21 protein-coding genes are annotated in these 24,953 nt (G+C 59.5%); 7 read left to right on the plus strand and 14 right to left on the minus strand.

Annotation, left to right across the window (positions count from 1 at the left end; all coding sequences use genetic code 11):
• Positions 1-110: 110 nt before the first annotated feature.
• A complete protein-coding gene (locus tag CXU21_RS05355; protein ID WP_102725311.1) occupies positions 111-896 on the minus strand; it encodes a hypothetical protein in 786 nt (261 codons plus the stop codon).
• 160 nt (positions 897-1,056) lie between these two features.
• On the opposite strand from CXU21_RS05355, the gene CXU21_RS12155 reads away from it, so the two are divergent.
• Entirely contained in the window at positions 1,057-1,251 is a 195-nt protein-coding gene (locus CXU21_RS12155) for a hypothetical protein (protein WP_146016975.1), read from the plus strand.
• A gap of 101 nt (positions 1,252-1,352) precedes the next feature.
• On the opposite strand, the gene CXU21_RS05360 is transcribed toward CXU21_RS12155, so the two are convergent.
• From CXU21_RS05360 to CXU21_RS05390, 6 genes are all read right to left on the minus strand, one after another.
• A complete protein-coding gene (locus CXU21_RS05360; RefSeq protein WP_102713169.1) occupies positions 1,353-1,904 on the minus strand; it encodes a DUF4190 domain-containing protein in 552 nt (183 codons plus the stop codon).
• A 285-nt stretch (positions 1,905-2,189) separates the two neighbouring features.
• Positions 2,190-2,597 (minus strand): DUF2752 domain-containing protein, encoded by a 408-nt coding sequence (locus CXU21_RS05370; protein ID WP_102725312.1) that lies wholly within the window; start codon positions 2,595-2,597, stop codon positions 2,190-2,192.
• A 29-nt stretch (positions 2,598-2,626) separates the two neighbouring features.
• Positions 2,627-3,085, minus strand: coding sequence for a hypothetical protein (locus CXU21_RS05375; protein WP_102713153.1), 459 nt, complete (start codon positions 3,083-3,085; stop codon positions 2,627-2,629).
• A gap of 128 nt (positions 3,086-3,213) precedes the next feature.
• Positions 3,214-3,750: a hypothetical protein gene (locus CXU21_RS05380; protein WP_180972665.1), complete on the minus strand. Its 537-nt coding sequence runs from the start codon at positions 3,748-3,750 to the stop codon at positions 3,214-3,216.
• 13 nt (positions 3,751-3,763) lie between these two features.
• Positions 3,764-4,927 carry an aminotransferase class I/II-fold pyridoxal phosphate-dependent enzyme gene (locus CXU21_RS05385; RefSeq protein ID WP_102725314.1) on the minus strand — a complete coding sequence of 388 codons (1,164 nt, stop codon included), beginning with the start codon at positions 4,925-4,927 and terminating at the stop codon, positions 3,764-3,766.
• Positions 4,914-6,110, minus strand: a complete 1,197-nt coding sequence (locus CXU21_RS05390; protein WP_102725315.1) for a beta-ketoacyl synthase N-terminal-like domain-containing protein — start codon at positions 6,108-6,110, stop codon at positions 4,914-4,916. Before CXU21_RS05390 ends, CXU21_RS05385 begins: the two co-directional genes overlap by 14 nt.
• A gap of 123 nt (positions 6,111-6,233) precedes the next feature.
• Here CXU21_RS05390 and CXU21_RS05395 point away from each other — a divergent pair, with 123 nt between their 5' ends.
• Positions 6,234-7,511 carry an alpha/beta hydrolase family protein gene (locus CXU21_RS05395; protein ID WP_102725316.1) on the plus strand — a complete coding sequence of 426 codons (1,278 nt, stop codon included), beginning with the start codon at positions 6,234-6,236 and terminating at the stop codon, positions 7,509-7,511.
• Between the two features lie 75 nt (positions 7,512-7,586).
• Here CXU21_RS05395 and CXU21_RS05400 read toward each other — a convergent pair whose 3' ends face one another.
• From CXU21_RS05400 to folP, 5 genes are all read right to left on the minus strand, one after another.
• A complete protein-coding gene (locus tag CXU21_RS05400; RefSeq protein ID WP_102725317.1) occupies positions 7,587-8,771 on the minus strand; it encodes an acyltransferase in 1,185 nt (394 codons plus the stop codon).
• Between the two features lie 451 nt (positions 8,772-9,222).
• Complete coding sequence (locus CXU21_RS05410; protein WP_102725319.1) at positions 9,223-9,873, minus strand: SDR family NAD(P)-dependent oxidoreductase; 651 nt, start codon at positions 9,871-9,873, stop codon at positions 9,223-9,225.
• A 29-nt stretch (positions 9,874-9,902) separates the two neighbouring features.
• Positions 9,903-11,663, minus strand: a complete 1,761-nt coding sequence (ispG, locus tag CXU21_RS05415) for a (E)-4-hydroxy-3-methylbut-2-enyl-diphosphate synthase (RefSeq protein WP_102725320.1) — start codon at positions 11,661-11,663, stop codon at positions 9,903-9,905.
• A gap of 151 nt (positions 11,664-11,814) precedes the next feature.
• A complete protein-coding gene (locus CXU21_RS05420; protein ID WP_102725321.1) occupies positions 11,815-14,409 on the minus strand; it encodes a YfhO family protein in 2,595 nt (864 codons plus the stop codon).
• An 8-nt stretch (positions 14,410-14,417) separates the two neighbouring features.
• A complete protein-coding gene (gene folP / locus CXU21_RS05425) occupies positions 14,418-15,257 on the minus strand; it encodes a dihydropteroate synthase (RefSeq protein ID WP_102725322.1) in 840 nt (279 codons plus the stop codon).
• Between the two features lie 64 nt (positions 15,258-15,321).
• Here folP and CXU21_RS05430 point away from each other — a divergent pair, with 64 nt between their 5' ends.
• Positions 15,322-15,837 carry a hypothetical protein gene (locus CXU21_RS05430; RefSeq protein ID WP_146016647.1) on the plus strand — a complete coding sequence of 172 codons (516 nt, stop codon included), beginning with the start codon at positions 15,322-15,324 and terminating at the stop codon, positions 15,835-15,837.
• A 254-nt stretch (positions 15,838-16,091) separates the two neighbouring features.
• Here the strand turns inward: CXU21_RS05430 and pssA are convergent, their stop codons facing one another.
• Both pssA and alaS read right to left on the minus strand, forming a co-directional pair.
• Positions 16,092-16,916 carry a CDP-diacylglycerol--serine O-phosphatidyltransferase gene (gene pssA, locus CXU21_RS05435; protein ID WP_102713129.1) on the minus strand — a complete coding sequence of 275 codons (825 nt, stop codon included), beginning with the start codon at positions 16,914-16,916 and terminating at the stop codon, positions 16,092-16,094.
• 33 nt (positions 16,917-16,949) lie between these two features.
• Positions 16,950-19,778 (minus strand): alanine--tRNA ligase, encoded by a 2,829-nt coding sequence (alaS, locus tag CXU21_RS05440; RefSeq protein ID WP_102725323.1) that lies wholly within the window; start codon positions 19,776-19,778, stop codon positions 16,950-16,952.
• 132 nt (positions 19,779-19,910) lie between these two features.
• Here alaS and CXU21_RS05445 point away from each other — a divergent pair, with 132 nt between their 5' ends.
• From CXU21_RS05445 to CXU21_RS05460, 4 genes are read left to right on the plus strand one after another with little or no spacing between them, the layout of a single operon-like run.
• Entirely contained in the window at positions 19,911-20,933 is a 1,023-nt protein-coding gene (locus tag CXU21_RS05445) for an efflux RND transporter periplasmic adaptor subunit (RefSeq protein WP_102725324.1), read from the plus strand.
• Positions 20,930-22,693: an ATP-binding cassette domain-containing protein gene (locus CXU21_RS05450; RefSeq protein ID WP_102725325.1), complete on the plus strand. Its 1,764-nt coding sequence runs from the start codon at positions 20,930-20,932 to the stop codon at positions 22,691-22,693. The genes CXU21_RS05445 and CXU21_RS05450 overlap by 4 nt, the downstream gene beginning before the upstream one ends.
• Positions 22,690-23,796, plus strand: coding sequence for an ABC transporter permease (locus tag CXU21_RS05455; RefSeq protein WP_102725326.1), 1,107 nt, complete (start codon positions 22,690-22,692; stop codon positions 23,794-23,796). The genes CXU21_RS05450 and CXU21_RS05455 overlap by 4 nt, the downstream gene beginning before the upstream one ends.
• A 4-nt stretch (positions 23,797-23,800) precedes the next feature.
• Positions 23,801-24,913 (plus strand): ABC transporter permease, encoded by a 1,113-nt coding sequence (locus CXU21_RS05460; RefSeq protein ID WP_102725327.1) that lies wholly within the window; start codon positions 23,801-23,803, stop codon positions 24,911-24,913.
• The last annotated feature ends 40 nt before the right edge of the window (positions 24,914-24,953 follow it).

The raw sequence follows: 24,953 nt of genomic DNA on the forward strand, positions 1-24,953 counted from the left end.
ATTAATTTCTTTCATTGTTTTATTATCATTGACGCATCTGCCGGAAATGAGGGAAAACGCCGCCATGGATTTTCCCCGGCTTCATTCCCGCCAGATGCTTTGGGTTAAGTTCAGGCGGCAGGCTGGCAGTCCACGGAGACAGGACGGTTGCAGATGGCGTTCCGCAGGCATCTCATGACGGAAAGGCGGACGGAACGCGCCACCTTGTCCTGATACCTCCGGCTCATGGATACCATGTCCATGTCCGCCAGGGATTGCGCAGACGGAAAAGACGTCCAGTTGTAATGTCCCCACAGAGGGCCTCCCGCGCCACGCGTCCAAGCTCTGGCAAGCAGCGGCGCGCCATCCGGAAACAGGGCGGTAAACGCCCCCAGGATAACGGCGCCTTCCGGACATTTCATCACGGAGGAAGATTGTTCCAGATGCTGGAGAATGGCCCGCAGCACGGCAGGCTTCAGGGCGTAAAGTTCATTGCACAGCAGGCCGGACCGCAGACAGGTCCCGCACAGCCCCGCACCGGAACGGGCAAATTCCCTCAGGAAAGCGGCATTCAGAATGAGGTTGTCCGGCTTGGTGCGCACCAGCACATCATGTTCATGGCGCACAGCCTGAGCCATCAGCGCCAGAATGGCAGCCGCATGTTCGGAGGACGTGCCGGTCTTTTTCAGTACCTTCCACTCTACGGACATATTCCGCAGCACTTCCTTCACAGTTTCCGGGCACCGTGCCCGTTCATCGTCCAGAACAATGACGGACGCTTCCGGAACGGCACGGCGGATACCCTGCACGGCTTCCACCAGCAGAGGCGCGTTGTTTGCCTTGCAGGGAATGAAAAAAACAATCCCCGGCTGCTCCGCAGGAACAGGCTGCGGAGAATTTAATATGGATTCATTCATACAGATAATGGTTGAGTTGTAATGAAATGATGCTTTGCATCGGCGCTATTCTTCATTACCGCCCTGAATGAACACACGTTATTTCAATGGGCCTTGAGCGTTGATTTCAAGATTATTGAGCAATATCCGCGGTGGCAGGAATGCCCCTGTTCTCCCACTCATGAACACCTTCCCGCCATCCATGTTTTTTCAAATCCTTCCTGCAACAGGAAAGAGGATGATTTCCTCTTCCCCTTTTTCCGGCACCAGCCACCCCTTCATCATGTTAAACAGCCATAAAGCAGGCATTCCCGCCCCAATGAGCCTCACCCCGGACCGAGTCCCCGCTCCTATTAAAAATACAAGGCCGGTTTAAATGACAGTCATCACGCCATTTAAACCGGCCTGTCAGCAGGATGTTCATCCCGGAGGGCGCCGGGCAGTAAATCTTCCAATCCTGCTGTAAGTTTTACCGCTTCACTTACCGGAATCCGCCGGAACGGGTCCCTCCAGCACGGCAGTCGCGCCCCGCCTGGCCGGAGGCGCCACCTCAAGGAATCTCTCCTTCCCCGTCTCGTGCCCGTTCTCCGGATGGTCAATCAAGGAGATCACACGATCCACCGCCTCACAAGCTTCCGGATGCATTTCTTCCCTGGCCTCTCTCACGGCGCTGCACGCCGTCCACTTGAATTCCTCCGTATGGGCGTCCGCCTGCTTCATGACGGGAGCCAAAATCATGCCCTGGTAAATGATGGCGCCAATAATAACCACCAGGGCAATGCAACCGCATGCCAGCGCACCCCTGGCGGAACCGTAGGTTCTGTCATCACTCCGCTTTACTGCCACCGCTCCCAGAATAATCGCCAGGATGGCACAAAGAAGACCGGGAACAATAGCCACCCACCCCAGACATGGCAAGAAGGCAAGCAACGCTAAAAGCAGTCCCACAATACCCAGAATCAATGCAAGGATGGCTGAAACGGTATCGGGAACGGAACGGCGGGTATCCGAATAGTTTATTTTGTTCATCTTTCATTTTTTCATTGGATTTCCAGACACGGAAACATTCCAATGTTAAAGAAAGCGCACAAAATCTGTCAAGGCACCTCCCTGTTGCCCTCTTTCCCTCCTTTCCGCCAGAACATCTCTTCCATGTGTCACAACGACGGCCTGATATCTTTCAATGTGCTAAAAATAAATACCATGATTGCACAGTCCATCATGCCGTTTCCTCACCTGCTCACCTTTCAGTGAATATTGGCTTTATGACAAAAAACGCCATGACACAACTGGCTGTCCCCAGCCGCCAGAAAGTTATTTCCTCTTTTCTTCCTGCGGATTTCCCACTCCGGAATACCGGTTCCTCTTTCTCAAATGCCCGGCCCTTCTCCGCCAGCACCATGCCAGATAAACTACAGCCGCTCCGCCATTCAGCAGCCCGAAGATGAACCAGAGCGGAGCGCCCCGGTTCCATTCCCATGCGGCACGCACATCTCCGCGGGCCATTTCCACATAACCGCGCGTCATGCCGCACAGGGGGCATTCCCGGTGCGGCACGGCAACGGAATGCGCCAAGGAATTCATGCCGCCCGGGCTGACCACCAGGGCCAGGACGGACGGCACCAGCAACAGGCAGGACAGGATAGCCCACACAGGCAGCCCTACTTTCCTGACTATCCACTTATCACGGAATGAACGCCACGCAGGCCGCACGTCATTCATCACCGTACTTTCTTGAAAGCCTCCCGCTCCTACAGATCCTGGGAAACGTTTTCCTCATCCACTGTGGGGGAGTTTTCCGCATCCCGGAGCCTCTTTAATTGCTCCTGGTTCTGCTGTTCCATCTGCTGAAAATCCTTCTGAATTTCCTGCGCTTTCTTTTCCATATAGTCCTGGTGCTTTTCCACATAAACGGCGGCGGTACTGGCCATCCAGGCCTGCACAATACCGGCTCCGGCGGATAACGCCAAAGCAATAATGGCAACGACAAGGGCCCCCTTGGGAGAGCCTTTGCTCACAGCCACAATACTCATGATCAGCGCAATAATGGCAAGCAGAACCGCAGGAACCAGGGCAATCCAGCCCAGGCAGGGGAAAAATCCGATCAACGCCAGTACCAGGGCAATAATGCCAAGGACCAGGGCCGCCGTGCAGGAGGGGGAACCGCTGCAGCAGGGCGGCGGGGAGGAAGAATCAGGAGCATTCATCATATTATTCTTATGGAGTTCACTGAAGATTCCCCTTTGGAACCTTCATCCTTTCCCATTACTGGAAGACAGCTTTCCTGTCAAGGTGCAAGCTCTGCCATTCCGGACATCCGGCTGTCATTCCACGCGTCTTAAAGCATCAGGTACCCCGCCGCCACGGCGGCGGTTCCCAGCGCGGCGCTGAGCAGCATCAGTTTCCTCTTCCTCCGGTTTCTCCACATCAGCAGGATTCCGGTCACATAAAGCACCACCAGGGTAAGGGCGGCACCATACCCCAGCGCAGTAAACAACCATCCCGCCTTTCCCTTGTGGGCCAGCATCAGCTTGGGGTAAATGCCGGGCTCCACCACCTCCGCCCGGAGGGAGGCGCCTTTCCTGAGAAATAAAACATGCGTATCCGTCATGGGCCCCAGAATGTGGTTCCCCTTGAACGGCCTCATCTTCCCTTCCGGCAATACCACTCCACGGCGTTCCAGCTCCCTGCAGGAATCCGCATAGGGCGCCTGGTCGGAGGCATTCAGCTCATATACCGCTACGCGGGAGGTAAAATGCTGGTCCACGCCGCCCATGTACAACAGGCCAGTCACGGCATACACCATGATCATCGGCAGGAAAAACAGGCTCAGGACCAAGTGGAGGGAGTGGGAAGACAGTGTTTTCATCGTCATTTCAGTAATTGTTTCATGATCCGTGCAGCAGTTCCGCCAGCTCGCGGCCCAGCTGCTCAATTTGCCCGGTCCGGTGCGCCGCCGTCACTGTGATGCGCAACCGGGCAGTTCCACGGGGCACCGTGGGGTACCGTATGGCAGGAGCCAGAAAACCCCTTTCCAGTAAAGCCGCAGCCGCCTCCAGGGCAGCCCCGTTTTCACCGATCACCACCGGAAAGATGGAAGAAACAGGCCTGCCGGGCATTCCCAGCGTGGCAGACAGCATATCCGCCAGCACGGAAACATGGCGGCGCAACTCCTTTCCCTCCGCGCTTCGGATCACCTCCACTGCGGCCAGGGCGGCCGCCGCCAGAGCGGGAGGTGGTGCCGTAGAATAAATCAGGGACCGCGCGGAATTGACCATCACATCCGCCCAGGCGCGGGAACAGGCCACATAGCCGCCGCTCAATCCGGCAGCCTTGCTGAGAGTTCCCATCTGGAAATCTATCCGGGAGGAAACTCCCAGCTCCTCCCCCAGTCCGGCCCCGTGTTCCCCCAGTACGCCAAATCCATGCGCTTCATCCACCAGCAGCAGGGCGCCGAATTCATCCTTCAATCTCACCATCTTCCGGAGGGGGGCCCGGTCCCCGTCCATGCTGAAGACGGATTCCGTCACCACCAGAATTCCGCCGGAAGGGTTCGTTTCTCGCAGGCGCTCCAGCTTCTTCCTCAGTGACTCCATGTCATTATGCAGGAACGTGGACAGGCGGGCTCCGGACAAGCGCGCGCCGTCAATGAGGCTGGCATGGGACAGCTTGTCCATCAGCACCGTATCCTCCCGGTCCACAATGGAGGTAATCACCCCCAGGGAGGTGGCATAGCCGGAGGAGAAGCTTAGGGCGGCTTCCGTTCCCTTCAACGCAGCCAGCGCATCCTCCAGCCCGGAATGCGCCCGGCGCGTCCCCGTCACCAGGCGGGACGCCATGGCCCCCGCACCGCCATCACGCGCCGCGCGTGAAAACGCCTCCACCAGCGCCGGATGACGGGCCAGACCCAGATAGTCGTTGCTCGCCAGGTTGACCACCTCGCGCCCATCCTCAATGCGGGCCATGCCGCCGGGCAGGCACTCCACATTCCTCAGAACGCGCAGCAGCCCCGCGGACTTCAACTCTGATAAAAACTGTTCAGGATTCTTCATAATAGGAATGCCCGTCCACGGCCAGGCTCAGCACCACATTATGGCCGCCCATGGACGCGGCGGATTTAACCAGCAGCCGTCTTCCCTGCAAAGGCAACTCCTCCGCGGAGGAAACCCCTCCGTCCGGGGAACTAACCCATTCCGGATTGGGTGGCAAGACGCCCTCCCTGATAAAAGCCAGCATCAGGGCCAGTTCCAGAATACCGCTGCCGCCAATGGCATGGCCCGTCCATGGCTTCATCATCCTCAAATCCGGTAAACAGCCTCCAAAAACCCGTTTCAGCGCAGCACGTTCGGAAGCGGCATTACCTGCCGTCCCGCTGGCATGGGGACACACGGTCAGGGGTACGCTCCCATCCCAATTCCGCAGGACGCCCTCCAGCAGGGCGCCCATGCCCTTTCCGTCCTCCGGCATCCCCAAAGGGCTGTAAGCATCGGAATTCACCAGATAATCCTTTACGTATATGCCGGGTTCGGCAGACATCTCCAGTGCCACGGCCGCTCCCCCCTCGGAAATGCACATGCCGTCTGCGCCGGGGCCATAAGGATCATTCACTCCATTGCGGGAAAGCATGCCGGAGGCCCAGTACGTCCCCAGCAATTCCCGGCACAGGGGCAAATCCAGGCCGATCGCCAGAGCCCGGACGGCAAGCCCCTGCCGCATCAGCATGGCGGCCATGCCCACAGCATCCAGCCCGGCTGCGCATCCGCTCGCCAGCACGTGATAAGGACCGTGAATGCCCATTTCTATGCTGACGCAGGAAGCAAGCTCGCTGTGCAGGGAATTGGGAACCGCCAGAATCTTCATGGACCGCCGCCCGGGCCACGGGCTCAGCCAGCCGGAGGCATTCCCGCGGGAGCTCCCCACAATCAGGGCCGCGTCCTTCAGTTCATCCTCACCCCACCCGGCTTCCTCCACAGCCTGCCGCGCCAGCAGCAATGCCAGTTGGGATGCAGGACCGTTCCTGCGGCTGCATAAAAGCTTCCTGTCCGGAATCCATCCGCTCAACACCTCCGCCCAGGGATGCCCTTCTCCCCATAATTCCCTCAACGGTCTCAACACCCTGCGCCCCTTCCTCACCCCGTCCAGATGGGCTGCCGCCCCCATGCCAAACCCGGAAGCCAGCCCCAGGCCGCAAACCCGCGGCTCCGGACTCCCGAGACTTTTACCCCCCTCAATCATGTCAGGGGTCAGGCTACGCCTGCACCGGGGCAAACTCAAGCCTGCGGTATGTCAGGAACAGAACGGAAGTACGGCACCGCTGGCGCCTTGCCACAAAGCCTCCTTCTGTGGCAATCTGGCTTCATGACCCTTCAGGCTTCCGGACTCTTCTCCCTTCTCTTCCCAGTTCTTTGCCTCTCCGCTTTCTCCGCCTCCGCCGCGCCGCCGGAATTCCGCGCGGCAGACTGGGCGGTGCTTCACTCTCCCCGGAACGACCAGCGGCACGTCTCCTCCCGGGGCATTGTGCAAACAATGCTGGAGGACATCCGCCCGGCATGCGGTTTTTCCCCGGAGATGGCCCCGGAAGCTTTCCCCGCCTGGCAGGCCAAATTGCGGGAAGCCATGAAAAAACTGATGAAATTTCCCCCTCATGCCCACCTCCCGGCGCCTGTTCTTGTTGAAACCGCACAGAGGGAACACTACCGGGCAGAAAAATGGGAAGCCTACCCTTTCCCGGGCGCAGCCGTACCGTTTCTGGTACTCATCCCGGACGCAGCTTCAGCAGAAAACCCGGTTCCCGTGGTTTTCTGCATCCCCGGTTCCGATCAAACCAAGGAAGAACTGGCCGCGGAAACATCCACAGGCCTCTCTCAGCCTCCCGTGGAGCAGCCGGGAAGCAACGCCATGGCGTACCACTATGTGAAGCAGGGCTGGGCGGCCATCGTCGTGGACAATGCCGGGACGGGAGAGGAGGGAGACGCCGAACGCGCCGCAGGCCGTTCCTCCCACGATTATGAAAACCTGGCCCGTTTCCTGCTGGAAATGGACTGGAGCTGGCTGGGCTATACCTCCTACACGGACCAATGCATTCTGGACTGGGTAAAAACACGCCCCTGGGTACAGAAAAACCGCATCATCCTGAGCGGCTTCTCCCTGGGCACGGAACCCATGATGGTGCTTGGCATCCTGAATCCGGACATCTTTGCATTTGTGTATAATGACTTCCTGTGCCGTACCCTGGAACGAGCCAAAGTCATGACCATGCCGGACAACAGGGGCGTGCGCTCCGCGCCCAACTCCATTCGCCACCTCATACCGGGCTTCTGGCAGCAATTTGACTTTCCGGACATTGTGGCCGCTCTCGCCCCCCGCCCCGTCATCTGCACGGAAGGAGGGCTGGACAGGGATTTCAAACTCATCTCCAGCGCCTACCGTATAGCCGGGGCGGCGGAGAATTTCCAATACCGCCACCAGCCCAAATTTGCGGATGCGGCCCAACGCTGGCAGGGCGCCCGCTTGCCGTCAGGGCTGGACCGGAACGCCTTTTTCCGCCTCGCCAATGTGGATACCCGCAACCACTTCTTTAAAAAAGACCTCGTCATTCCCTGGATCAAGAGCCTTTTGAACCAGGAACATAAATAAGAGAAAAGCCATTCCGACCTGAACGCCGTACGGTCCGGAGCAGCCCGGAAACGGCGTTCCCGGCTTCCCCTCACGTTACGGATGCAGGAACATTCTGCGGCACATTTTCAGGCAGAGCCGGCCCAGTTTCCCGAAAAAGTCCACGACCGCACGGCTCCCCCTGTTGACATCCGCGGCCTTAAACAGATAGCGCCGTACGGAATCCACAAGGGAACAGGCCAGATAAACCGCTGCAGCCATCATGAGCACCTTCACAACCATCATCACAGGGGAGGGAGAGGCGCATTTGCCAAACAGATTCCACAAAAACAACTTGCCCAGCAAGACGTTGCAATGGATCACATAAACACTGAACGAGGCGGCCGCCAGCCATGAGATGCAGGCAATCACCCTGCGGGATGAAAAGCGCATGCGGGAAAAAATCAGGAGCAGGGAAACCGCCGTGCCTACAATGAATGGAGAATTATAAGCAATAAACGTTCCGCCTCCCCTCACCTGTCCGATCAGGAAGGGGGATACCAAATCAAGAATCATCTTAAACGACCAGACAAAACAGACGCATCCGGCGTAAAGCGCCCATAACGTGCCCGTCTTCATCCCCGTAAACAAGCCATACTTCTTGATGTACATACCCAGCATATAGAGAATGCCCAGCCACCAAACGGAATATCCTCCGTTCACAGGGAACACATCCCTGTGAACCAGGGTAGGAATCACGGAAAATAAAACCAGTACGGTGACAAGGAGATATTGAAACTGCAATTTGGTAAGCTGGCGCCCCAGGGCATTAAGGAACGGAATAAAGAAAAACAGCCCCACATACGCCGTCACATACCAGTACTGACCCGTCAAAACAGGGAAAAATGAGTTCAATATACTTTCAAGATTAACTGCCTGGGGAAGAAAAACCAGCGCCAGCACCAGGCCGCCTACCGTATAAAAAATAACCTGGAACCATAACGTGGCTACGCGTTCATACTTGAACGATCCCTCACAGCACACATACCCCGTAATCAGCGCATAGCAATTCACCCCGCAATAAGCCGCGATCTCCAGTAGCCATCCCACTCTGTAAGAGGCGGAATCATAATTCTCCAGCGGCAAAACATGAGTAGCGATCAAAAGATGAAGAATTAAAACCAGCATCATGGCGGCAATGCGCAAAGCGTCTATTCCATAATTTCTCGACAGGGGAATATCCAAACCAACATAGGAAGCAGGGGTTTCTTTTCCCTGATTATCAGCCGGAGGCAAGCTCATGGGAGCATTTCACCGGATTTCTTATCCGAAGAAAAGCTATAAATTTAAGAAAAAACGTTTAATGTAAATTTCCCCTGCTGTTTCTGTATTGCGGTACGTCCGGAAAAGAGGACCTTTCAGCATTCATGCATGCTCTTCTCCACAGCCAAAAGATAAGATATTGCAAGGGCCGGAAATTGCTTGGCGGCCAGGTGGAATACGCAGCGGGATGCCTGAAAGGCGCCCCGTCTGAAAGACAAATGAATTTGCTCCTTATTCCCAGCCCCAGCAGCCATCAAGAGACCACAGGAAGGGCAGTCCGGCAGGAAACATCCAGCCTGGAATGAAGACCTCCCGGCCTTCATGGTTAAACGCCCCCTGAAGCGCAGGAGAACATTCACCCTTCTCCGTATCCTGCGGGCATTTTCTCAGCTTCCGGACATGCGGCGGATAAGAAATCCGCAACTCATTATCAGACAATCCGGCTGTCCAGATCAAACACCTGGCCGGAAGCCGCCGTGAGAATCTCCTGTAAAAACAGCAGGAACGCCGCTGCCTTCTCCGGCGTATTAAACCTGCCCAGCACATGCCTGGATAAAGCCTCCTTCTTCACGCTCTCCCTCAGCCCCGCCGTCATCTCCGTCAGCATGAAACCCGGCAGCACCAGGTTAACGCGGATTCCTTCCCTTCCCCACTCCTGCGCCAGGCTCTTCACCAACCCTTCCAGGGCGGACTTGGAAGCGGCATAGGCCGCCTGGGAGGGTGCCGGACGAAGCGCCGCATAGGAACCGATCATCACCACCTGCCCTGCCCGGTTCTCCCGTATCATAGCCGCGGCGGCACAGCGGGCGCACCAGGCCGCACCCGTCACGTTCACGTTCATCACCCCGTCCCATTCCTTCTCCGTCTGTTTCAGGAATGGCCTGTCCCTGGTGATTCCGGCGGCACAGACTACCAAATCATAGGCGGGATGCCGGTCAAACCAGCGGTGCACGGCAGAGCGGTCCTCCACGTCCATCTCCGCATGGGACGGAGCATCCGCCTCCCAGCCGGCGGCGGTAAAACATTCCACGGCAGCCCGCGCCAAACCGCCGTGACCGCCGCTGATGAACACTCTTCTCATACCGGAATCTTTCCAGAACCATCAGAGCATCACTTGGGGTCCACCCACCGTCCGTATTCCTTGATCAGGTCCACCAGCTGCTCCACGGCCTCCTCCTGGGGAATGTTAAACTTGACGGGCGTGTGCTTCACGTACAGGTTAATCTTGTTCGGCGCGCCGCCCACATAACCGAAATCGGCATCCGCCATTTCACCGGGACCGTTCACAATGCACCCCATCACGGCAATCTTCACGCCCTTCAAATGCTCCGTGGCCTTCCGGATGCGGGCGGTAGCCTCCTGAATATCGTAAAGGGTGCGCCCGCAGGACGGGCAGGAAACATAATCCGCCCGGGTCAGGCGCGTTCCGGTAGCCTGTAAAATATTGAATCCCAGGAAGGAAGCCAGACGCGGATCAGATTCTCCCTGAATCAGCAACGCATCCCCAACGCCGTCGCTCAGCAGGGAGCCGATATTGCGCGCAGCCACCAGCGGCACATCTTCATCGGAAACGGAACCGGGAACAAGCGTATCCTTCAGCAGAATCAGATGCCTGTCTTCCATGCGGGACGCCAGCAAGCGGAAGGCATGCACGGGTTCCATATCCAGGCCGTTCTTTACGGTGACAATGGACGGCTCCGCCAATTCTTTCAGAGGCTCAAGGTCATCGTCGCACCGGGGGTCCACCTCAATGGCATCCAACTGGCCATAAGCCAGTTCCGGCATCATGTCCCCCATCGCCTCCCGTTCCGTCTGGAGGGCGTAAAACCCGGCATCCGGCACAACCACCCGCACGGGCTGGTCCCAGCCCAGGCGCACGCCGTAGCACATCGCCAGTCCCCCCTGCCTTTTGGAAAACTTCAGGGGATCGTACCCCAGTTCAGGTTCAGGAAAAGAAGAAACGGGATCATCGGAACGTTCCGACGGCTGGAACGGATTGGACAGGCGGTAAGCCACTGGAACTTCCCGCACGGCGTCCTCCGTCAGGGAGACGCGCAGGGTATCCCCAATCCCGTCCATCAGCAGGGAGCCGATGCCCACCGCACTCTTGATGCGGCCATCTTCCCCACCGCCGGCTTCCGTCACCCCAAGATGAATGGGATAATTCCAGTCCGGGCCCAGCGCATTCAGGCGCTCCACCAGCAGGCGGTAGGCAGCCACCATCACCTTCACGTTGGAGGCCTTCATGGAAAACACCAGGGAATGGTAATCCAGGTCACGGGCAATCCGGGCAAACTCAATTGCGCTCTCCACCATCCCCTCCGGGGTATCTCCAAAGCGATTCAAAATGCGGTCGGACAGGGAACCGTGGTTGGACCCGATGCGCATGGCCCGCCCATGTTCCCGGCAAAACAGCACCAGGGGAGTAAACTCCTCCCGCAGGCGTTCCAGCTCCTCGTTATATTCCGCGTCCGAATACTCCCGCACTTCAAACTTCTTCTTGTCGATGAAATTGCCGGGATTAATGCGTATCTTCTCTACCCATTTGGCGGCCTCCATCGCGGCATCCGGCTTGAAATGAATATCAGCCACCAGCGGCACATGGCACCCCGCGGCGCGCAATTCACGGGAAATATTTTCCAGATTGGCGGCATACGCCTTGGTCTGGGCCGTCAGGCGGATAATCTCGCACCCGGCGGCGGCCAGTTCCAGAGCCTCCTTCACGCAGGCGTCCGTATCCCGCGTATCAGACGTCAGCATGGACTGGACCCGGATGGGATTGGAACCGCCCACCCCCACATTCCCCACCATGACCTCCCGGGTCACGCGGCGCGTATATCGATAAGGACTCGGACAATAGGAAGACTGCATGCAAACACTCTACCGCGCCGCGCCGCGCTGTCAACCATCCTTCAAAACAGAGCGCCTCTTCACCACGCCCGGTAAAAGCGGAAAAACCGGCGGCGCATACGCTGAATACCTTCTTTCCCGCCCAAGGTATTCCGTCCGGGAAAAGCTTTCCTCACATTCCCAGGGACTGCACGATAAACAAAACAACGGACCCTATATACACCGCCCCCAGCACAAGCGCGGAACAGCACAGGAACAAACGGTATCCGGCGGCTACAGCCAGTTTTCCCAAGAGAGACTCCGGATGCCGCCGCACCCGCCATGCATACAGTAAAAAGAACACAACCGCCCCCGCAGACACAAGCAGGGCAACCTTTAACAGGGGGGGATAATAATCAAACACCACCCGGTTACGCCCCTCGTCCAGACGCACCGCCATCAATTCTCCCACTTTTTCAATGGGCGCTTCCACTCCGTTGCATTCGGCTTTCCATCCCCGGTCATAAACCACTGGAATCATCAAAGCTTCTCCCTTTCCGGCAGACAGAACCGCTTCCACATGCCCCCCCTGGCCCCGTACCTCCAGGCCGTGCTTATCCTGTTCCCTGCCCAGCACAGGAACTTCCTGCTCCGGCACTCGCGCAGTAGCCGCCAGAAGAGGAATCTCCACCGGACGGCGCATGGTTCCCTCCACTATAGTTTCCCCGGCTCTGCCCGCCTGCTTCAATTCCAAAACTCCGTTATAGGTGCGCCCCGTCCAGCCCGGCTTTTTCTGCGCCACCGCCATAATAGGGACGGCCAGCCCATTGACCAGGAAGTCATCTATATCCGTCTGCGGAAATCCGTACACAGCGCCGGGGCATTCCGGAATCCTCCCCTTATACCCATTCCCATCCTTCTCCGCCCGCACTTCCACGGGGACATACAGGGGACCTTCCGCAGACGGACAAAGAGCCGCATGCAGGGCATTAAGGTTGGTGAATACATCAGCTTCCGCATCAAGCCGCAGTCCCAGGGCGTTTTGGGGAACCACCATACCCCACCGGGCGCCCGGAAGCCTGTATAAGTACATCCCCTGCCCGGAAAGCACATTCTCCATTCCTTCCACGGGGCGGGACGCCAGCACGAATCCATTCCCCAGCAGCAGATCTGAAAACAGGGTTCCGCCCTGTCCGTACGTCCGCGTGAACTCATCCCGGTACCCCAGGTTTTTCAGAAAACGGAAGTGGGCTATACTCGTGGTATGCCGGAAATTGCTGATGCTCGGCACCGGACCCAGACAGGCGGAATTGTCCACCAGCAGGCGGTCCCTGTCCTTCACGCGCAGCAGCCCGGCACATCCGTCCATGCGGCGCGCCAGCCATTCCGCATGGAGAGTTTGGACAGCGGCTTTTTCCTCTTCTCCCCGTTTCCAGAATGCGGCAGCCCCCACGGGCAGGCCCAGCATCATCACGGCGGCGATGGACCATGCCAGCTTCCCGCCTTTCACATGCCGCCAGCATAGCCACGCGCACATAAAAAACAGTAAAGGCAGCAGACGCACCGCCAAGTCTATCTCCGTCACAGAAAGGACAAGCAGGGAAACGGCAAAAGCCGCCGCAGGAAGACCCAGACACAGCCCCCACCCCCAACCGCGCCCCACCGGTTCAGGCAACCTGCCGCCGGACAAAATCCAGGCGCAGAAGGAGACCCCCACCAGATTGGGGATGAACCCGAACCGGACGGGGAAATCCACATAGCTCCACAAATGGGCGGCCCGGTGAAGGGGTTCAATGAACGCAGGCAGCACGGACGCTCCCAGCAGGAGAAGGAACAACCGCCTCCCCTGGTCCGATGCCGGGGCATCCTTCCTCCCGTAAGCCAGATAGACGGCCACCAGGGAGGCACACGCCATTCCCGGCAGGCACGCATAAAGGCGTTCCAGGAACTTGGGAGGGTCAAACGGCCACGTCAGCTCAAAAAACGTGGGCGCAGTCATGAACAGGGAGCGCATGGAATCCCGGCTCATGTCCATCATCGGCAGCCAGTAATAGCAAGTCGCCAGCGTCACCGCCGCCGTGTACCAGAACACGCGGGCCAGCCGTACGCGGCGTTCCTCCGTCCCCTTCAGGGGCAGCGTGAAGGCCCACGCGAACAGCCAGCCGAGCACGACGGCCATGAACGCGCTGTACAGGGAGGTAGCCAGCAGAAAAAGCCCCACGGCGTACAGCCATCCCTTTCCTCCGTTTACCAGCCGGTAAAGGCCCAGGGCAAACAGGGGGAACATGGCCGCATGGTCCAGAAACTGCATGAATCCGTACTTGGTCTGGAAAAATCCCCCAAGCGCATATCCCGCCGTCAGGAGCACGGTCCAGCACACGGACAGGGAGGGGAACACGCGCCTCAGGAACCAGGAGGCCGTCAGGCAGGCGCACATTACATCCGCAAGCATCACCCAGACCATGTCCTTCAACAGGAAGGAATCCCCCAGCGCCACGGCAATCCAGGTGGATGGAACCAGCAGCTGGTGCGGCAGCGTGGGACTTACGCGAATGCCCGCACCGGAATTGACATCATAAAAAAAGGAGCCGTCGCACACGCCGGACATCAGGGCGGACGCGTAATACTTCAATGTGGGATAGACGAGCTGCCCGTTATCCATGTACTCCAGAAAATGGCCCCCAAGCGGCCAGATACCCCGCACCGCCAGAAACAGGAACAGCGCCGCCAGGGCGAACGCCATGGATGCCAGGGACGTCAATACCGGACGGGATGAAGCGGGTTCCATGGGAGCGGTCAGCGGACAAACGGTTCAGCGGCCTGCACAAGCCGCAGGGCGCGGGCGCACTCCTCCACGTCATGGACACGGTGGATGCCGGCGCCGTGCAAATGGCCCCACACTGTCATCACGGCGGTGCTCAGCGGGGCGCGCCCCTGCTCCGCCCCCCCCAGAATGGAACCCAGCATGCGCTTGCGGGAAAGGCCCAGCAGCACCGGACGGTCCGCTACCTGAAGCTTGTCCATATTGGACAGCAGGGCCAGATTGTGTTCCACCGTCTTGCCGAAGCCAATGCCGGGATCCCAGCAAATCTGTTCCGGAGCAAGCCCGCGCGCCAGCAGAAAATCATAACGCTCCTCAAAATAGCCGCGCACCTCCCGCACCACGTCCCCATAGGAAGGCGCTTTCTGCATCGTCTCCGGCGTTCCCTGCATGTGCATTACCACTACGCCGCAGCGCGCCGCGGCACACAGTTCCGCCATTCCCTCCTCCCGCAATCCGGAAATATCATTGATCACATCCGCTCCGGCTTCCAGCACGGCGTCAGCCACCGCGGCATGGCGCGTATCCACGGAAATCACGGCCTCCGTGCACGGGCGCAGTTCCCGCACCACGGGAAGCACCCGGTCCAGCTCCTCCTCCACGGAAACCTCCGCAGCCCCCGGCCTGGTGGATTCCCCTCCTATATCCAGAATCAGAGCCCCCTGCCGTTCAAGCTCCCGCGCATGGGAGACGGCACGTTCCAGCGTATGGAACCGCCCTCCGTCGGAAAAGGAATCCGGGGTAACGTTCACTATTCCCATCAGCACGCCTCCGCGCTCCACATTCAATAGGTCTCGCCTTACAAGCCAGTTCATCTAATTACGTTCTTGTCAAAGGCACTATACATCACTTTAATAAGTCAGAAACACTTTTTTCATCATGAAAATATCGCCCCTGCTTCTCATCGTTCCCCTGGCCATGACATCTGGAGCCCTGGCTGCCAGCCAGGACGATTTCAATGTCCAGACTTCCTCCTCCCGCCTGGTCAAGCATGAAGACGGTTCACGCAGCTATTTTGAAAAGACCAACGAAGGCAAGGGGATGAAAAAGACGACTTACAATACCCATAACGTGCTTGTTTCCGTAACCCTGTACACCCGGGGGAAATACAACCAGCTTCTCTCCTGCCTCATCTTTGACGGACAGAAAAATGAGCTGTTCTATGTAAGCTACGGCTACAACCAGAACGCAGAGCTGGTGGAAGAACGGATGTTCGACTCCAAGACCAAGGAACTCGTGCGCCGCTTCCTTTACAGGTATGACGCCATGGGCAACCGCAGCAAGCCCGTGTGCATCACCCTGGTTAAAGACAACAAAAACGTGGAAAAATACGGCAAGGAAACCGCTCCGGAAAAAGATCCCTTTGCCGCCGACTTTGAAAAGAAGAACAAGTAGGCTCCGGAATACCGGGAAGAACCGTTCCTCATTGCCTCCTTTCCACCAGCCGCCGTCCCCTGTGATGACGGCCAGTTTTATCTTTCATGCCGCGTGAAGCAGACCGGAAGGCTGCGTACCTCTTCCAACAAGAGAGGAATGCGCACGAATGTCCTGTTCCAGGCAAAACACGCCTCTCCCTCGTCAACTTCCTTTAATCCGCCCTAATACGGGAACGGAGACGGGATTCAGTAGCGCCCCATTAAAAGGGCGCCTTATTCTTCATCGCTGGCTTCCAGTCTGTTCCGCCAGCGGCGGGCCACCCAGGGACGCACCAGCCCGTAAAGCAGGTAAATGGAGAAAATAACCGCGGGCATCACCCACGGGAATTTGAAGATGCAGATGACCGCCAGCACAATGAGCACGATCGCGTACATCGTTCCCCGCGTGCGCATGTTGATGTGCTTGAAGCTGGGATAAACCACCCGGCTCATCATCAGGACGGACACCCCCGCCATCGCCAGGGCAATCACGTACTTGAACACGCCCAGGTCCATGGCCCCGTCCGGAGCCCTGCCCGCCAAATACATCACCAGGTACATGGTGGAAACCACGGCGCCCGCCGCCATCGGAACGGGCAGCCCCACAAAATCACTGCTCTGCCCCTCCTTCCGGGGAGCGGCGGCCATGCAGTTGAACCGCGCCAGGCGCAGGGCGGCGCACAGCAGGTACAGGATGCCGATGCCCCAGCCTACCTCCGGCGGAGAAAGTTGGAACAGGACCGCCTTGGCCACCAGCAGCGCCGGGGCAATGCCGAAGGAGACGATGTCCGCCAGGGAATCAAATTCCCGGCCAAAGGGGCCGTCCTGCCCGCGCATGCGGGCAATGCGGCCGTCAAACAAATCAAACAGGCACGCCGCAAAAATCAGGAACGTGGCATTCTGGTAATAGGAGAAGGCCGCCACGGCGTCGCTGTCCGCCTGGTTGATCCCTTCAAAAATCGTCAGAATGGCGAAAAACCCGCACACCAGGTTCCCTGCCGTAAACAGGTTCGGCAGAATGGGAATCTCAGGTTCGTCCGGAAAAATCTTCTTGTCCATGATCGGTGTCCAGTAGGGCGCCCCGTGAAGGGCTTATCCGTTAATGATGTTGCGGGCCGCCGCAGCCAGGGCCTGGGGATCGGCATCCTGCGGAGCGGAACCGCGGGCCTGGTCCGGACGGCCGCCCCCCTTGCCTCCGGCAAGAGCGGAAACCTCGCGGACCATATCCCCGGCGGACAATCCGTCCGCAATGGCATCTTTGCCACAATAAGCGCCCAGGAGCAAGGAAGAACTGTCCACGCACAGCAGGAAGGCGGCGCCCGCATACTGGCGCTTTTTCAGGCCGTTCAGCAATTCCTGGAGCAATTCCCCGGCTCCTTCCGCCACCTGGATCAGGGAAGCGGGGTCATCGGAAAGCCATTCATTCAGCAGGGCGTCAGCCCTGGCGGCGGACTGCCCGGCACGGGCCTTCTTAAGCTTCTTTTCCGCATCCAGGGCCGTCTGCTTGAAATGCTCCACGGAGGCGTCAAAACGCGCCAGGGAATCATTCACCGTCCGGATGTCGGAGGCTCCCAGGGCGGACAGGCCCGGCTTGTCTTCAATCGTGGGAACGGGTACTTGTTCCAGCCCCATGTCCGCCAGCTCATAATTGACTTCCTTGATCTTTTCCACCGCCCTGGCGATTTCCAAGCTCCTGGCGACGACGTGCTGGCGGATCATTTCCAGGGCGGCGTCTCCCGTCATGGCCTCAATACGGCGCACGCCGGAGGCGATGGCCCCCTCGCTCTTAATCTTGAACAGGCCTATATCCTTCGTATTGGCAATGTGCGTTCCGCCGCAGAACTCCATGGAAACGCCGTCCAGTTCATTCCGGCAGCCGCCCACCTGGACCACGCGCACCACGTCCCCGTACTTGTCGCCGAAGAACTGGGCAATCGCGGAATTTCCCTTCACGTCCGCATAGGCGCGTTCCGTGCAGTGCACCGGCAGCGCCTCCTCAATCCAGCCGTTCACCTTCTCTTCAATCCGGCGGAGCTGGTCCGGCGTGACGGCGCCGCTGTTAAAGTCAAAGCGCAGTCGGTCTTCCGATACAAAGGAACCCTGCTGGGCCGCATCCGGGCTGACCACCTGGTGCAGGGCGCAGTGAAGAAGGTGGGTGGCGGTATGGTGCGCCTCCACGCGGCGGCGGCGCTCCGCGTCAATGCCCAGATGCACGCGGTCACCGGGTTTCACGTCCAGCCCTTCGCGGGCTTCCACCACATGGGCGCGGGCATTCCCGATCTGCTGTACGGCAACCACATGGTAGCTGTCCCCGCCTATTTCAATCAACCCGGCATCGGAAACCTGGCCTCCCATCTCCGCGTAAAACGGAGTCTTGTCCGTAATGATGAACAGGGAATCCCCCTGGCGGCTTACTTCCAGCACGGTGGCGGCGCATTCGTCCACATCGTACCCCGTGAACTCCGTCACGGCGTCCGTCTTCAAATCCAGGGCACGGACCACCTCGCTCTTGCGGGCGGCGCGGGCGCGTTCCCGCTGCTCATCCATCAGCCTGTTGAACCCGTCCATGTCAATTTCCAGCCCGCGTTCCTCCGCAAGCAGAGCCGTCAGGTCAATCGGGAAACCGTACGTATCATAAAGCCTGAACGCAAACTCGCCGCCCACCTTTCCGGCGGAAGCCGTTTCCGCATCAAACAATTCCAGGCCGCGGTCCAGCGTTTCATTAAAGCTGGCCTCTTCACGGTTCAGTACCTCCTTCACGGTGGCGGCGCGGGCGGCCAGCTCAGGGAACACCTGCCCGAAGGATTCCACCAGCGTATCCACCAGCTCTGCCAGGAACGGCTGGGTAAAGCCCAGGCGGCGGCCGTAGCGCACGGCACGGCGCAAAATGCGGCGCAGCACGTAATTACGGCCGTTGTTGCCCGGCAGAATACCGTCCGCTATGGAAAAACTGAGCGTACGCAGATGGTCCGCAATCACGCGGAAGGCAATCGCCTCCTGAAGAGCATCATCCTGCGCGCCCACCTTCTTGGAACCGGGCGCCGGATACACGTCCACGTACTTCCGTCCGCTCAGCACCTCCAGGCGGTCGAACAGGGGGCGGAACACGTCCGTGGCGTAATTGGACGGCTTGCGGGAAAAATCCTTGAACCCGTCCGTGCACTGCATGATGGAGCACGCGCGTTCAAAACCCATGCCCGTATCCACATGGCACGCCGGAAGATTGCGCATGGAGCCGTCGCTCTCCGCATTATACTGGATGAACACCAGGTTCCAGATTTCTATGCACTGGTCGGAATCCTTGTTCACCAGGCTGCCCTTCGTATCCCCTTCCGGGGTCAGGTCCACGTGCAGCTCGGAACAGGGGCCGCAGGGGCCGGTTTCACCCATCATCCAGAAATTATCCTTCACGTTCCCGTGCACGATCTGCACGTCCGGGTCCAGCCCGCGGGAACGGAACAGCTCCGCCCAGTAATCCCAGGCCTCCTGGTCAAACTCTCCGGGATCGCCCTTGCTCTTGTCCGGCGCGTATACGGTGGCGTACAGCCGTTCCGCCGGGAACCCCCACCGTTCCACCACCAGTTCCCAGGCCCAGTGGATGGCTTCTTTCTTGAAATAATCCCCGAAGGACCAGTTCCCCAGCATTTCAAAAAACGTGTGGTGGTAGGAATCATAACCCACATCCTCCAGGTCGTTGTGCTTGCCGCCGGCGCGGATGCACTTCTGGGTGTCCGTGGCGCGGGCGGGCGTCCACGGCGGGGTCCATACTCCCAGGAAATACGGAACAAACTGGTTCATGCCGGCATTAGTGAACAACAATCCCGGGCTCTGGGGCATCAAAGAAGCTGAGGGCACGACCGTGTGCTGTTTCTCGCGGAAAAAGTCCAGGAAGCTTTGGCGTATCTCGGTGGCGGTCATCATATCAATAATAGGAAAAGTAAAAGTCGCCGGATTATGCCTGTTCCGCCCCCGTTAGTAAACCGCTAATTCCTTCTCCGTCATGACGGCTGTATTTTTACTTGTAAAAAATTATACACATGTATAAATAAAGACATGAAAAAGCTGGTGATACTCCTGATTCTTCTTTGTGCGGCAGGAGCGGCAGCCTGGTTCATCTACCGGGAAGCTCCGTCCGGGCCTGAGGATAAAGCCGTCCTTTACGGCAACGTGGACCTGCGCCAGGTGGACCTGGCCTTCCTGATCTCCGAACGGATTGACTCCGTGCTGGTGGACGAGGGGGATACCGTGGTCCCCGGGCAGAAACTCGCCACGCTGGAAACGGTGCGCCTGCAGCAGGCTGTGGATGAGGCGCGGCAGACAACGGAGGCCGCGCGGCAGAACTACCTGCGCGTTAAAAACGGCCCGCGCGCGGAGGAAATAGCCCAGGCACGGTCAAACGTGCAGGCGGCGGAAGCCACGCTGAACAACGCCGCGGTGCGCAGCAAGAGGCTGGTAGCGCTGGCCGACACCAAATCCATCTCCCGCCAGGAGGCGGACGACGCCGTAGCCTCCCAGCAAGTGGCGGCAGCCAATCTGGACGTAGCCAGAAAGCAGCTGGAACTGCTGCTGGCGGGCTCCCGCGTGGAAGACATTGCCCAGTCCCTGGCCCAGTACAACCAGGCGAAGGCCAATCTGGTCATCAGGGAACAGAACCTGAAGGACGCCGTGCTTTACGCGCCGGGCAACGCCGTGGTGCGCAACCGGATTCTGGAAAAAGGGGACATGGCCTCCCCGCAGAAACCCGTTTACAACCTCTCCCTGAACCACACCAAATGGGTGCGGGCCTACCTCACGGAATCCCAGCTGGGAAAGGTAAAACCCGGCTTCTCCGCCACCGTGCACAACGACAGCTTCCCGGATACGGACTTCAAGGGAACGGTAGGCTTCATCTCCTCCGTGGCGGAATTCACGCCCAAGAACGTGGAAACGCCGGATCTCCGGACAGCCCTGGTATATGAAGTGCGCATCATCGTGGACGACCCGGACAACCGGCTGCGCCTGGGCGCCCCCGCCACGGTCACCATCCCGCTGGACCAGGCCGCCGGGCAGCGGGCTCCGGAACAGCCCAGGCCATGAATACGGACTCCCAGCCCCTGATTGACTGCCGGAACGTCCGCAAAATGTTTCCGGACCCGGCGGGCGTTCCCTTTGCGGCGGTGGACGGCGTCTCCTTCCGCCTTTCCGCCGGGGAAATCGTGGGGCTGCTGGGGCCGGACGGCGCGGGGAAAACCACGCTCATCCGCCTGATCACCGGCCTGATGAAGCCGCATGAAGGCTCCATTTCCGTATTAAATCTGGACTCCGTCAAAAAGGCGCGGGCCATTCAGGCCTCCATTGGGTACATGCCGCAGAAATTCGGCCTTTACGAAGACCTTACCGTGAGGGAAAACATGGAGCTCTACGCCCGCATGCACGGCGTCTCCGGCCAGGACCGGGAAAAACGCTTCCGCAGCCTGCTCTCCATGACCAGCCTGGAACGCTTCACCACGCGCCTGGCGGGCAAGCTCTCCGGCGGCATGAAGCAAAAACTGGGGCTGTGCTGTTCCCTGGTCTCCTCCCCTCCCCTGATTCTGCTGGATGAACCCACCGTGGGGGTGGACCCGCTCTCCCGCCGGGAACTGTGGAACATCCTGGGACAGTTCTCCCATGAGGAAGGCGTGGGCGTGCTGGTCAGCACCTCCTACATGGATGAATCCGCCTACTGCAACCGTACCCTTATCATGTACAAAGGGGGCCTGCTGATGGATGCTCCGCCTGCGGACGTCATCGCCCGCGCGGAAGGCATGTGCATCACCGTGCGCACGCCGGAAGGCATTCATGCGCGCCAGTTCCAGAGCAGGCTGGCCGCCCTGCCGGGAATCATCAACGCCACTCCCCAGGGAGGCACCGTGCGCATCATCCTGCCGCAGGACCACCCCACGCGGCGGAAGCTGGAGGAATACCACCCGCAGCCGGGGCAGCCGGACTTTTCAGACGGCTTCATGACCCTGCTGGCCGGGCAGGCGGACCTCACCCCGCAGGACATCCCCGTTCCCGCAGAAACGCCTCCCCCCGGCCAGGGAACAAGCGGAGAAACCATCATCCGGGTAACGGACCTTGTACGCAAATTCGGCAGCTTCACCGCCGTCAACCACGTCAGCTTCTCCGTCAGCAGGGGGCAGGTCTTCGGCCTGCTGGGGCCGAACGGGGCCGGAAAAAGCACTACGTTCCGCATGCTTTGCGGCCTCCTCCCGGCAACCGGAGGCACCCTTAACGTGGCCGGAGCGGACCTGAGAACCGCCGCCGCCCGCGCACGGAGAAGAGTAGGTTACGTAGCCCAGAAATTCTCCATGTACGGCATGCTCACCACGCGGCAGAACCTGGAATTCTTTGCCGGGGCCTACGGCATGGCCGGCAAGGAGCGGCGGGACGCCGTCCGTTCCATGGAAGAGGAATTCCACCTCACCCCGTACATGAACGCCCCCGCCGCGCACCTGCCCGGCGGCTACAAGCAGCGCCTGAGCATGGCGTGCGGCCTGCTCCACTCCCCGGACATCCTCTTCCTGGACGAACCCACCTCCGGCGCGGACCCCCTGGCCCGGCGCGACTTCTGGCTGCGCATCAACTCCCTGGCGGAAAAAGGCGTCACCATCATCATCACCACGCATTTTCTGGGAGAAGCGGAATTCTGCGACAATATGCTCATCATGATGGACGGAACCACGCTGGCGGAAGGCTCTCCGGATGAAATACGCCAATATGCCCCGTCCCGCGAGGACGGCGCCCCGGCCTCCCTGGAAGACGCCTTCCTGGCCATCACGGAGGAACACATGCGGAAGGGAGGGGAAGAGTCATGAAGGCCTCCCTCAAACGCATCGGCGCCCTCATCGTCAAGGAACTCCACCAGGTGGTCCGGGACCCCGGCAACATCGGCATCGCCGTCATTCTCCCCGCCGTGCTCCTGCTCCTCTTCGGCTACGGCATGAGCATGGACATCAAAAACGTGCGCATCGCGTACCTGGCCGTTCCGGCCTCCAGCGAATCCACCAACCTGGAAACGCGCCTCACCCTCTCCAAGTACTTCCAGACCACCCGCGTTTTCTCCTCACGCGAGGCGGAGGAAAAGCTGCGCACCCATCAGGCGGACGCCTTCATCGCCCTGCAAAGCAACGCGCCGGACACGCTAACCGGCGGCGTCACGAAAGTCCAGATCGTCGTCAACGGAGTCAACGCCAACCAGGCCACCCTCATCCGCAACTACCTCCAGGCCGTCGTCGGTTCCTGGGCGGCCTCCCTGAACGGCCAGGCCGCCCCCGTGCTGGACGTGCAGACGCGCACCCGCTTCAATGAAGCCAACGACAGCCACTACTACCTGGTTCCCGGCGTCATCGTCACCATCATGACCATGATCGGGGCGCTCCTCACCTCCCTGGTCATGGCGCGGGAATATGAACGGGGCACGCTGGAAAGCCTCTTTGTCACCCCCGTGGGCAGCGGGGAAATCCTCACCGCCAAGGCGGCCACCAACTTCTTGCTGGGCATGGTCAGCCTGGCCATCTCCATGATCTTCGCCGCCTTCGTCTTTGACATCCCCATCCGCGGCTCCCTCACCCTGCTGCTGGCGGTCTCCGCCCTGTTCCTGATCGTGGCCCTGGGGCTGGGGCTCGTCATCTCCACCGCCACGAAAAACCAGTTCCTGGCCTGCCAGTTCGCCATCATGGGCACCTTCATGCCGGCCCTCATGCTCTCCGGCTTCCTGTACGACATCCTGAACATGCCCCCCGCCGTGCGCGCCCTCACCTACATGATCCCGGCGCGCTACTACGTCACCCTGCTCCAGACCCTCTTCCTGGCAGGGGACATCCCCTCCGTCATCATCCCGTGCTGCATCACGCTGGGCGTCTTCGCCGTCGTCCTCATGGGCATCGCCCGGCTGAAAGCCCCCAAATCCCTCGAATAGCGCCATGGACTTCTTCGTCAGAATAGCCTCCCTCGTAAAAAAGGAACTGCTGGCCGTGCTCAGGGACAAAAAAAGCCGCATGGCCCTGATCATTCCGCCCGTCATCCAGATATGCATCTTCGGATACGCGGCCACCATGAACGTCACGCGCGTGCCTTACGCCGTGCTGGACAAGGACGGAGGGGAAACGGCCGCCCAGTACATCGCGGACCTGGAAGGAACCGGCATCTTCCGGCGGCAGGCCGCGGCAGCCACGGAAAAGGACATCGACCGCATGATCGACAACCGGGAAATCGTCGTAGGGCTCACCATTCCGCCGGACTTCTCCCGCAATCTCCAGACGGGCCGCCCCGCCTCCCTCCAGCTCATTGCGGACGGGCGCAACGCAAACACGGCAGCCATCGCCCTCGGCTACGCCCAGCAAATCGCCTCCAGCTTCGGCGCGGACCTGACCGCCAGAAACGGCGGCGCCTCCCCGGTGGAAATAGAAGCCCGCTCCTGGTTCAACCCCAACCTCATCACCCGCTGGTTCATCGTACCCGGCCTCATTGCCGTCCTGGCCCTGATCAACTCCATCCTCTCCGGGGCGCTCTCCATCGCCCGGGAACGGGAGGAAGGCACCTTTGACCAGCTCCTGGTGGCCCCGTACAACCCGGGGGAAATCCTGCTGGGCAAAGGCATCGCCACGGTCATCACCGGCTCCATGCAGGCCGTCTTTGTGGTGCTGGTGGCCATGTTCTGGTTCCGCATCCCCTTCCAGGGCTCCATCTGGCTGCTTGCCGCAGCCATTCTGCTCTTCATCATCACTGCGGCGGCCATCGGGCTGTGCATCTCATCCTTCGCCCAATCCCTCCAGCAGGCCATTGTGGGAACCTTCCTGCTGCTGGTTCCCATGGTCATGCTCTCCGGCTTTGCCACACCCATCTCCAGCATGCCGGACATCTTCCAGGACCTTACCCTGCTCAACCCCATGAGATACGGGCTGGAACTCATCCAGCGCATCTTCCTGGAAGGGGCCGGATTCCTGGACCTCTGGCCGCTCTTCGGGGCCATTCTCATCGTAACGGCGGTCTCCGTATTCGCCGCCATCTTCTCCTTCCACCACAAGATTTCCTGACGGAAAACTCCACGGGAAAATCTCCCTTCCCGGCTCCCGG

The organism is Akkermansia muciniphila, from assembly GCF_002884975.1.
Classification (GTDB): Bacteria; Verrucomicrobiota; Verrucomicrobiia; order Verrucomicrobiales; family Akkermansiaceae; genus Akkermansia; species Akkermansia muciniphila_C.

What these genes read in the sequence shown, in the direction of transcription:
- CXU21_RS05395 (WP_102725316.1), top strand. Translation starts at nt 6,234, where the DNA reads ATGACCCTTCAGGCTTCCGGACTCTTCTCCCTTCTCTTCCCAGTTCTT.
- CXU21_RS05400 (WP_102725317.1), bottom strand. Translation starts at nt 8,771, where the DNA reads ATGAGCTTGCCTCCGGCTGATAATCAGGGAAAAGAAACCCCTGCTTCC.
- CXU21_RS05355 (WP_102725311.1), bottom strand. Translation starts at nt 896, where the DNA reads ATGAATGAATCCATATTAAATTCTCCGCAGCCTGTTCCTGCGGAGCAG.
- CXU21_RS05445 (WP_102725324.1), top strand. Translation starts at nt 19,911, where the DNA reads ATGAAAAAGCTGGTGATACTCCTGATTCTTCTTTGTGCGGCAGGAGCG.
- pssA (WP_102713129.1), bottom strand. Translation starts at nt 16,916, where the DNA reads ATGGACAAGAAGATTTTTCCGGACGAACCTGAGATTCCCATTCTGCCG.
- alaS (WP_102725323.1), bottom strand. Translation starts at nt 19,778, where the DNA reads ATGATGACCGCCACCGAGATACGCCAAAGCTTCCTGGACTTTTTCCGC.
- CXU21_RS05360 (WP_102713169.1), bottom strand. Translation starts at nt 1,904, where the DNA reads ATGAACAAAATAAACTATTCGGATACCCGCCGTTCCGTTCCCGATACC.
- ispG (WP_102725320.1), bottom strand. Translation starts at nt 11,663, where the DNA reads ATGCAGTCTTCCTATTGTCCGAGTCCTTATCGATATACGCGCCGCGTG.
- CXU21_RS05450 (WP_102725325.1), top strand. Translation starts at nt 20,930, where the DNA reads ATGAATACGGACTCCCAGCCCCTGATTGACTGCCGGAACGTCCGCAAA.
- CXU21_RS05420 (WP_102725321.1), bottom strand. Translation starts at nt 14,409, where the DNA reads ATGGAACCCGCTTCATCCCGTCCGGTATTGACGTCCCTGGCATCCATG.
- CXU21_RS12155 (WP_146016975.1), top strand. Translation starts at nt 1,057, where the DNA reads ATGAACACCTTCCCGCCATCCATGTTTTTTCAAATCCTTCCTGCAACA.
- CXU21_RS05430 (WP_146016647.1), top strand. Translation starts at nt 15,322, where the DNA reads ATGAAAATATCGCCCCTGCTTCTCATCGTTCCCCTGGCCATGACATCT.
- CXU21_RS05455 (WP_102725326.1), top strand. Translation starts at nt 22,690, where the DNA reads ATGAAGGCCTCCCTCAAACGCATCGGCGCCCTCATCGTCAAGGAACTC.
- folP (WP_102725322.1), bottom strand. Translation starts at nt 15,257, where the DNA reads ATGAACTGGCTTGTAAGGCGAGACCTATTGAATGTGGAGCGCGGAGGC.
- CXU21_RS05385 (WP_102725314.1), bottom strand. Translation starts at nt 4,927, where the DNA reads ATGAAGAATCCTGAACAGTTTTTATCAGAGTTGAAGTCCGCGGGGCTG.
- CXU21_RS05390 (WP_102725315.1), bottom strand. Translation starts at nt 6,110, where the DNA reads ATGATTGAGGGGGGTAAAAGTCTCGGGAGTCCGGAGCCGCGGGTTTGC.
- CXU21_RS05380 (WP_180972665.1), bottom strand. Translation starts at nt 3,750, where the DNA reads ATGACGATGAAAACACTGTCTTCCCACTCCCTCCACTTGGTCCTGAGC.
- CXU21_RS05375 (WP_102713153.1), bottom strand. Translation starts at nt 3,085, where the DNA reads ATGATGAATGCTCCTGATTCTTCCTCCCCGCCGCCCTGCTGCAGCGGT.
- CXU21_RS05410 (WP_102725319.1), bottom strand. Translation starts at nt 9,873, where the DNA reads ATGAGAAGAGTGTTCATCAGCGGCGGTCACGGCGGTTTGGCGCGGGCT.
- CXU21_RS05370 (WP_102725312.1), bottom strand. Translation starts at nt 2,597, where the DNA reads ATGAATGACGTGCGGCCTGCGTGGCGTTCATTCCGTGATAAGTGGATA.
- CXU21_RS05460 (WP_102725327.1), top strand. Translation starts at nt 23,801, where the DNA reads ATGGACTTCTTCGTCAGAATAGCCTCCCTCGTAAAAAAGGAACTGCTG.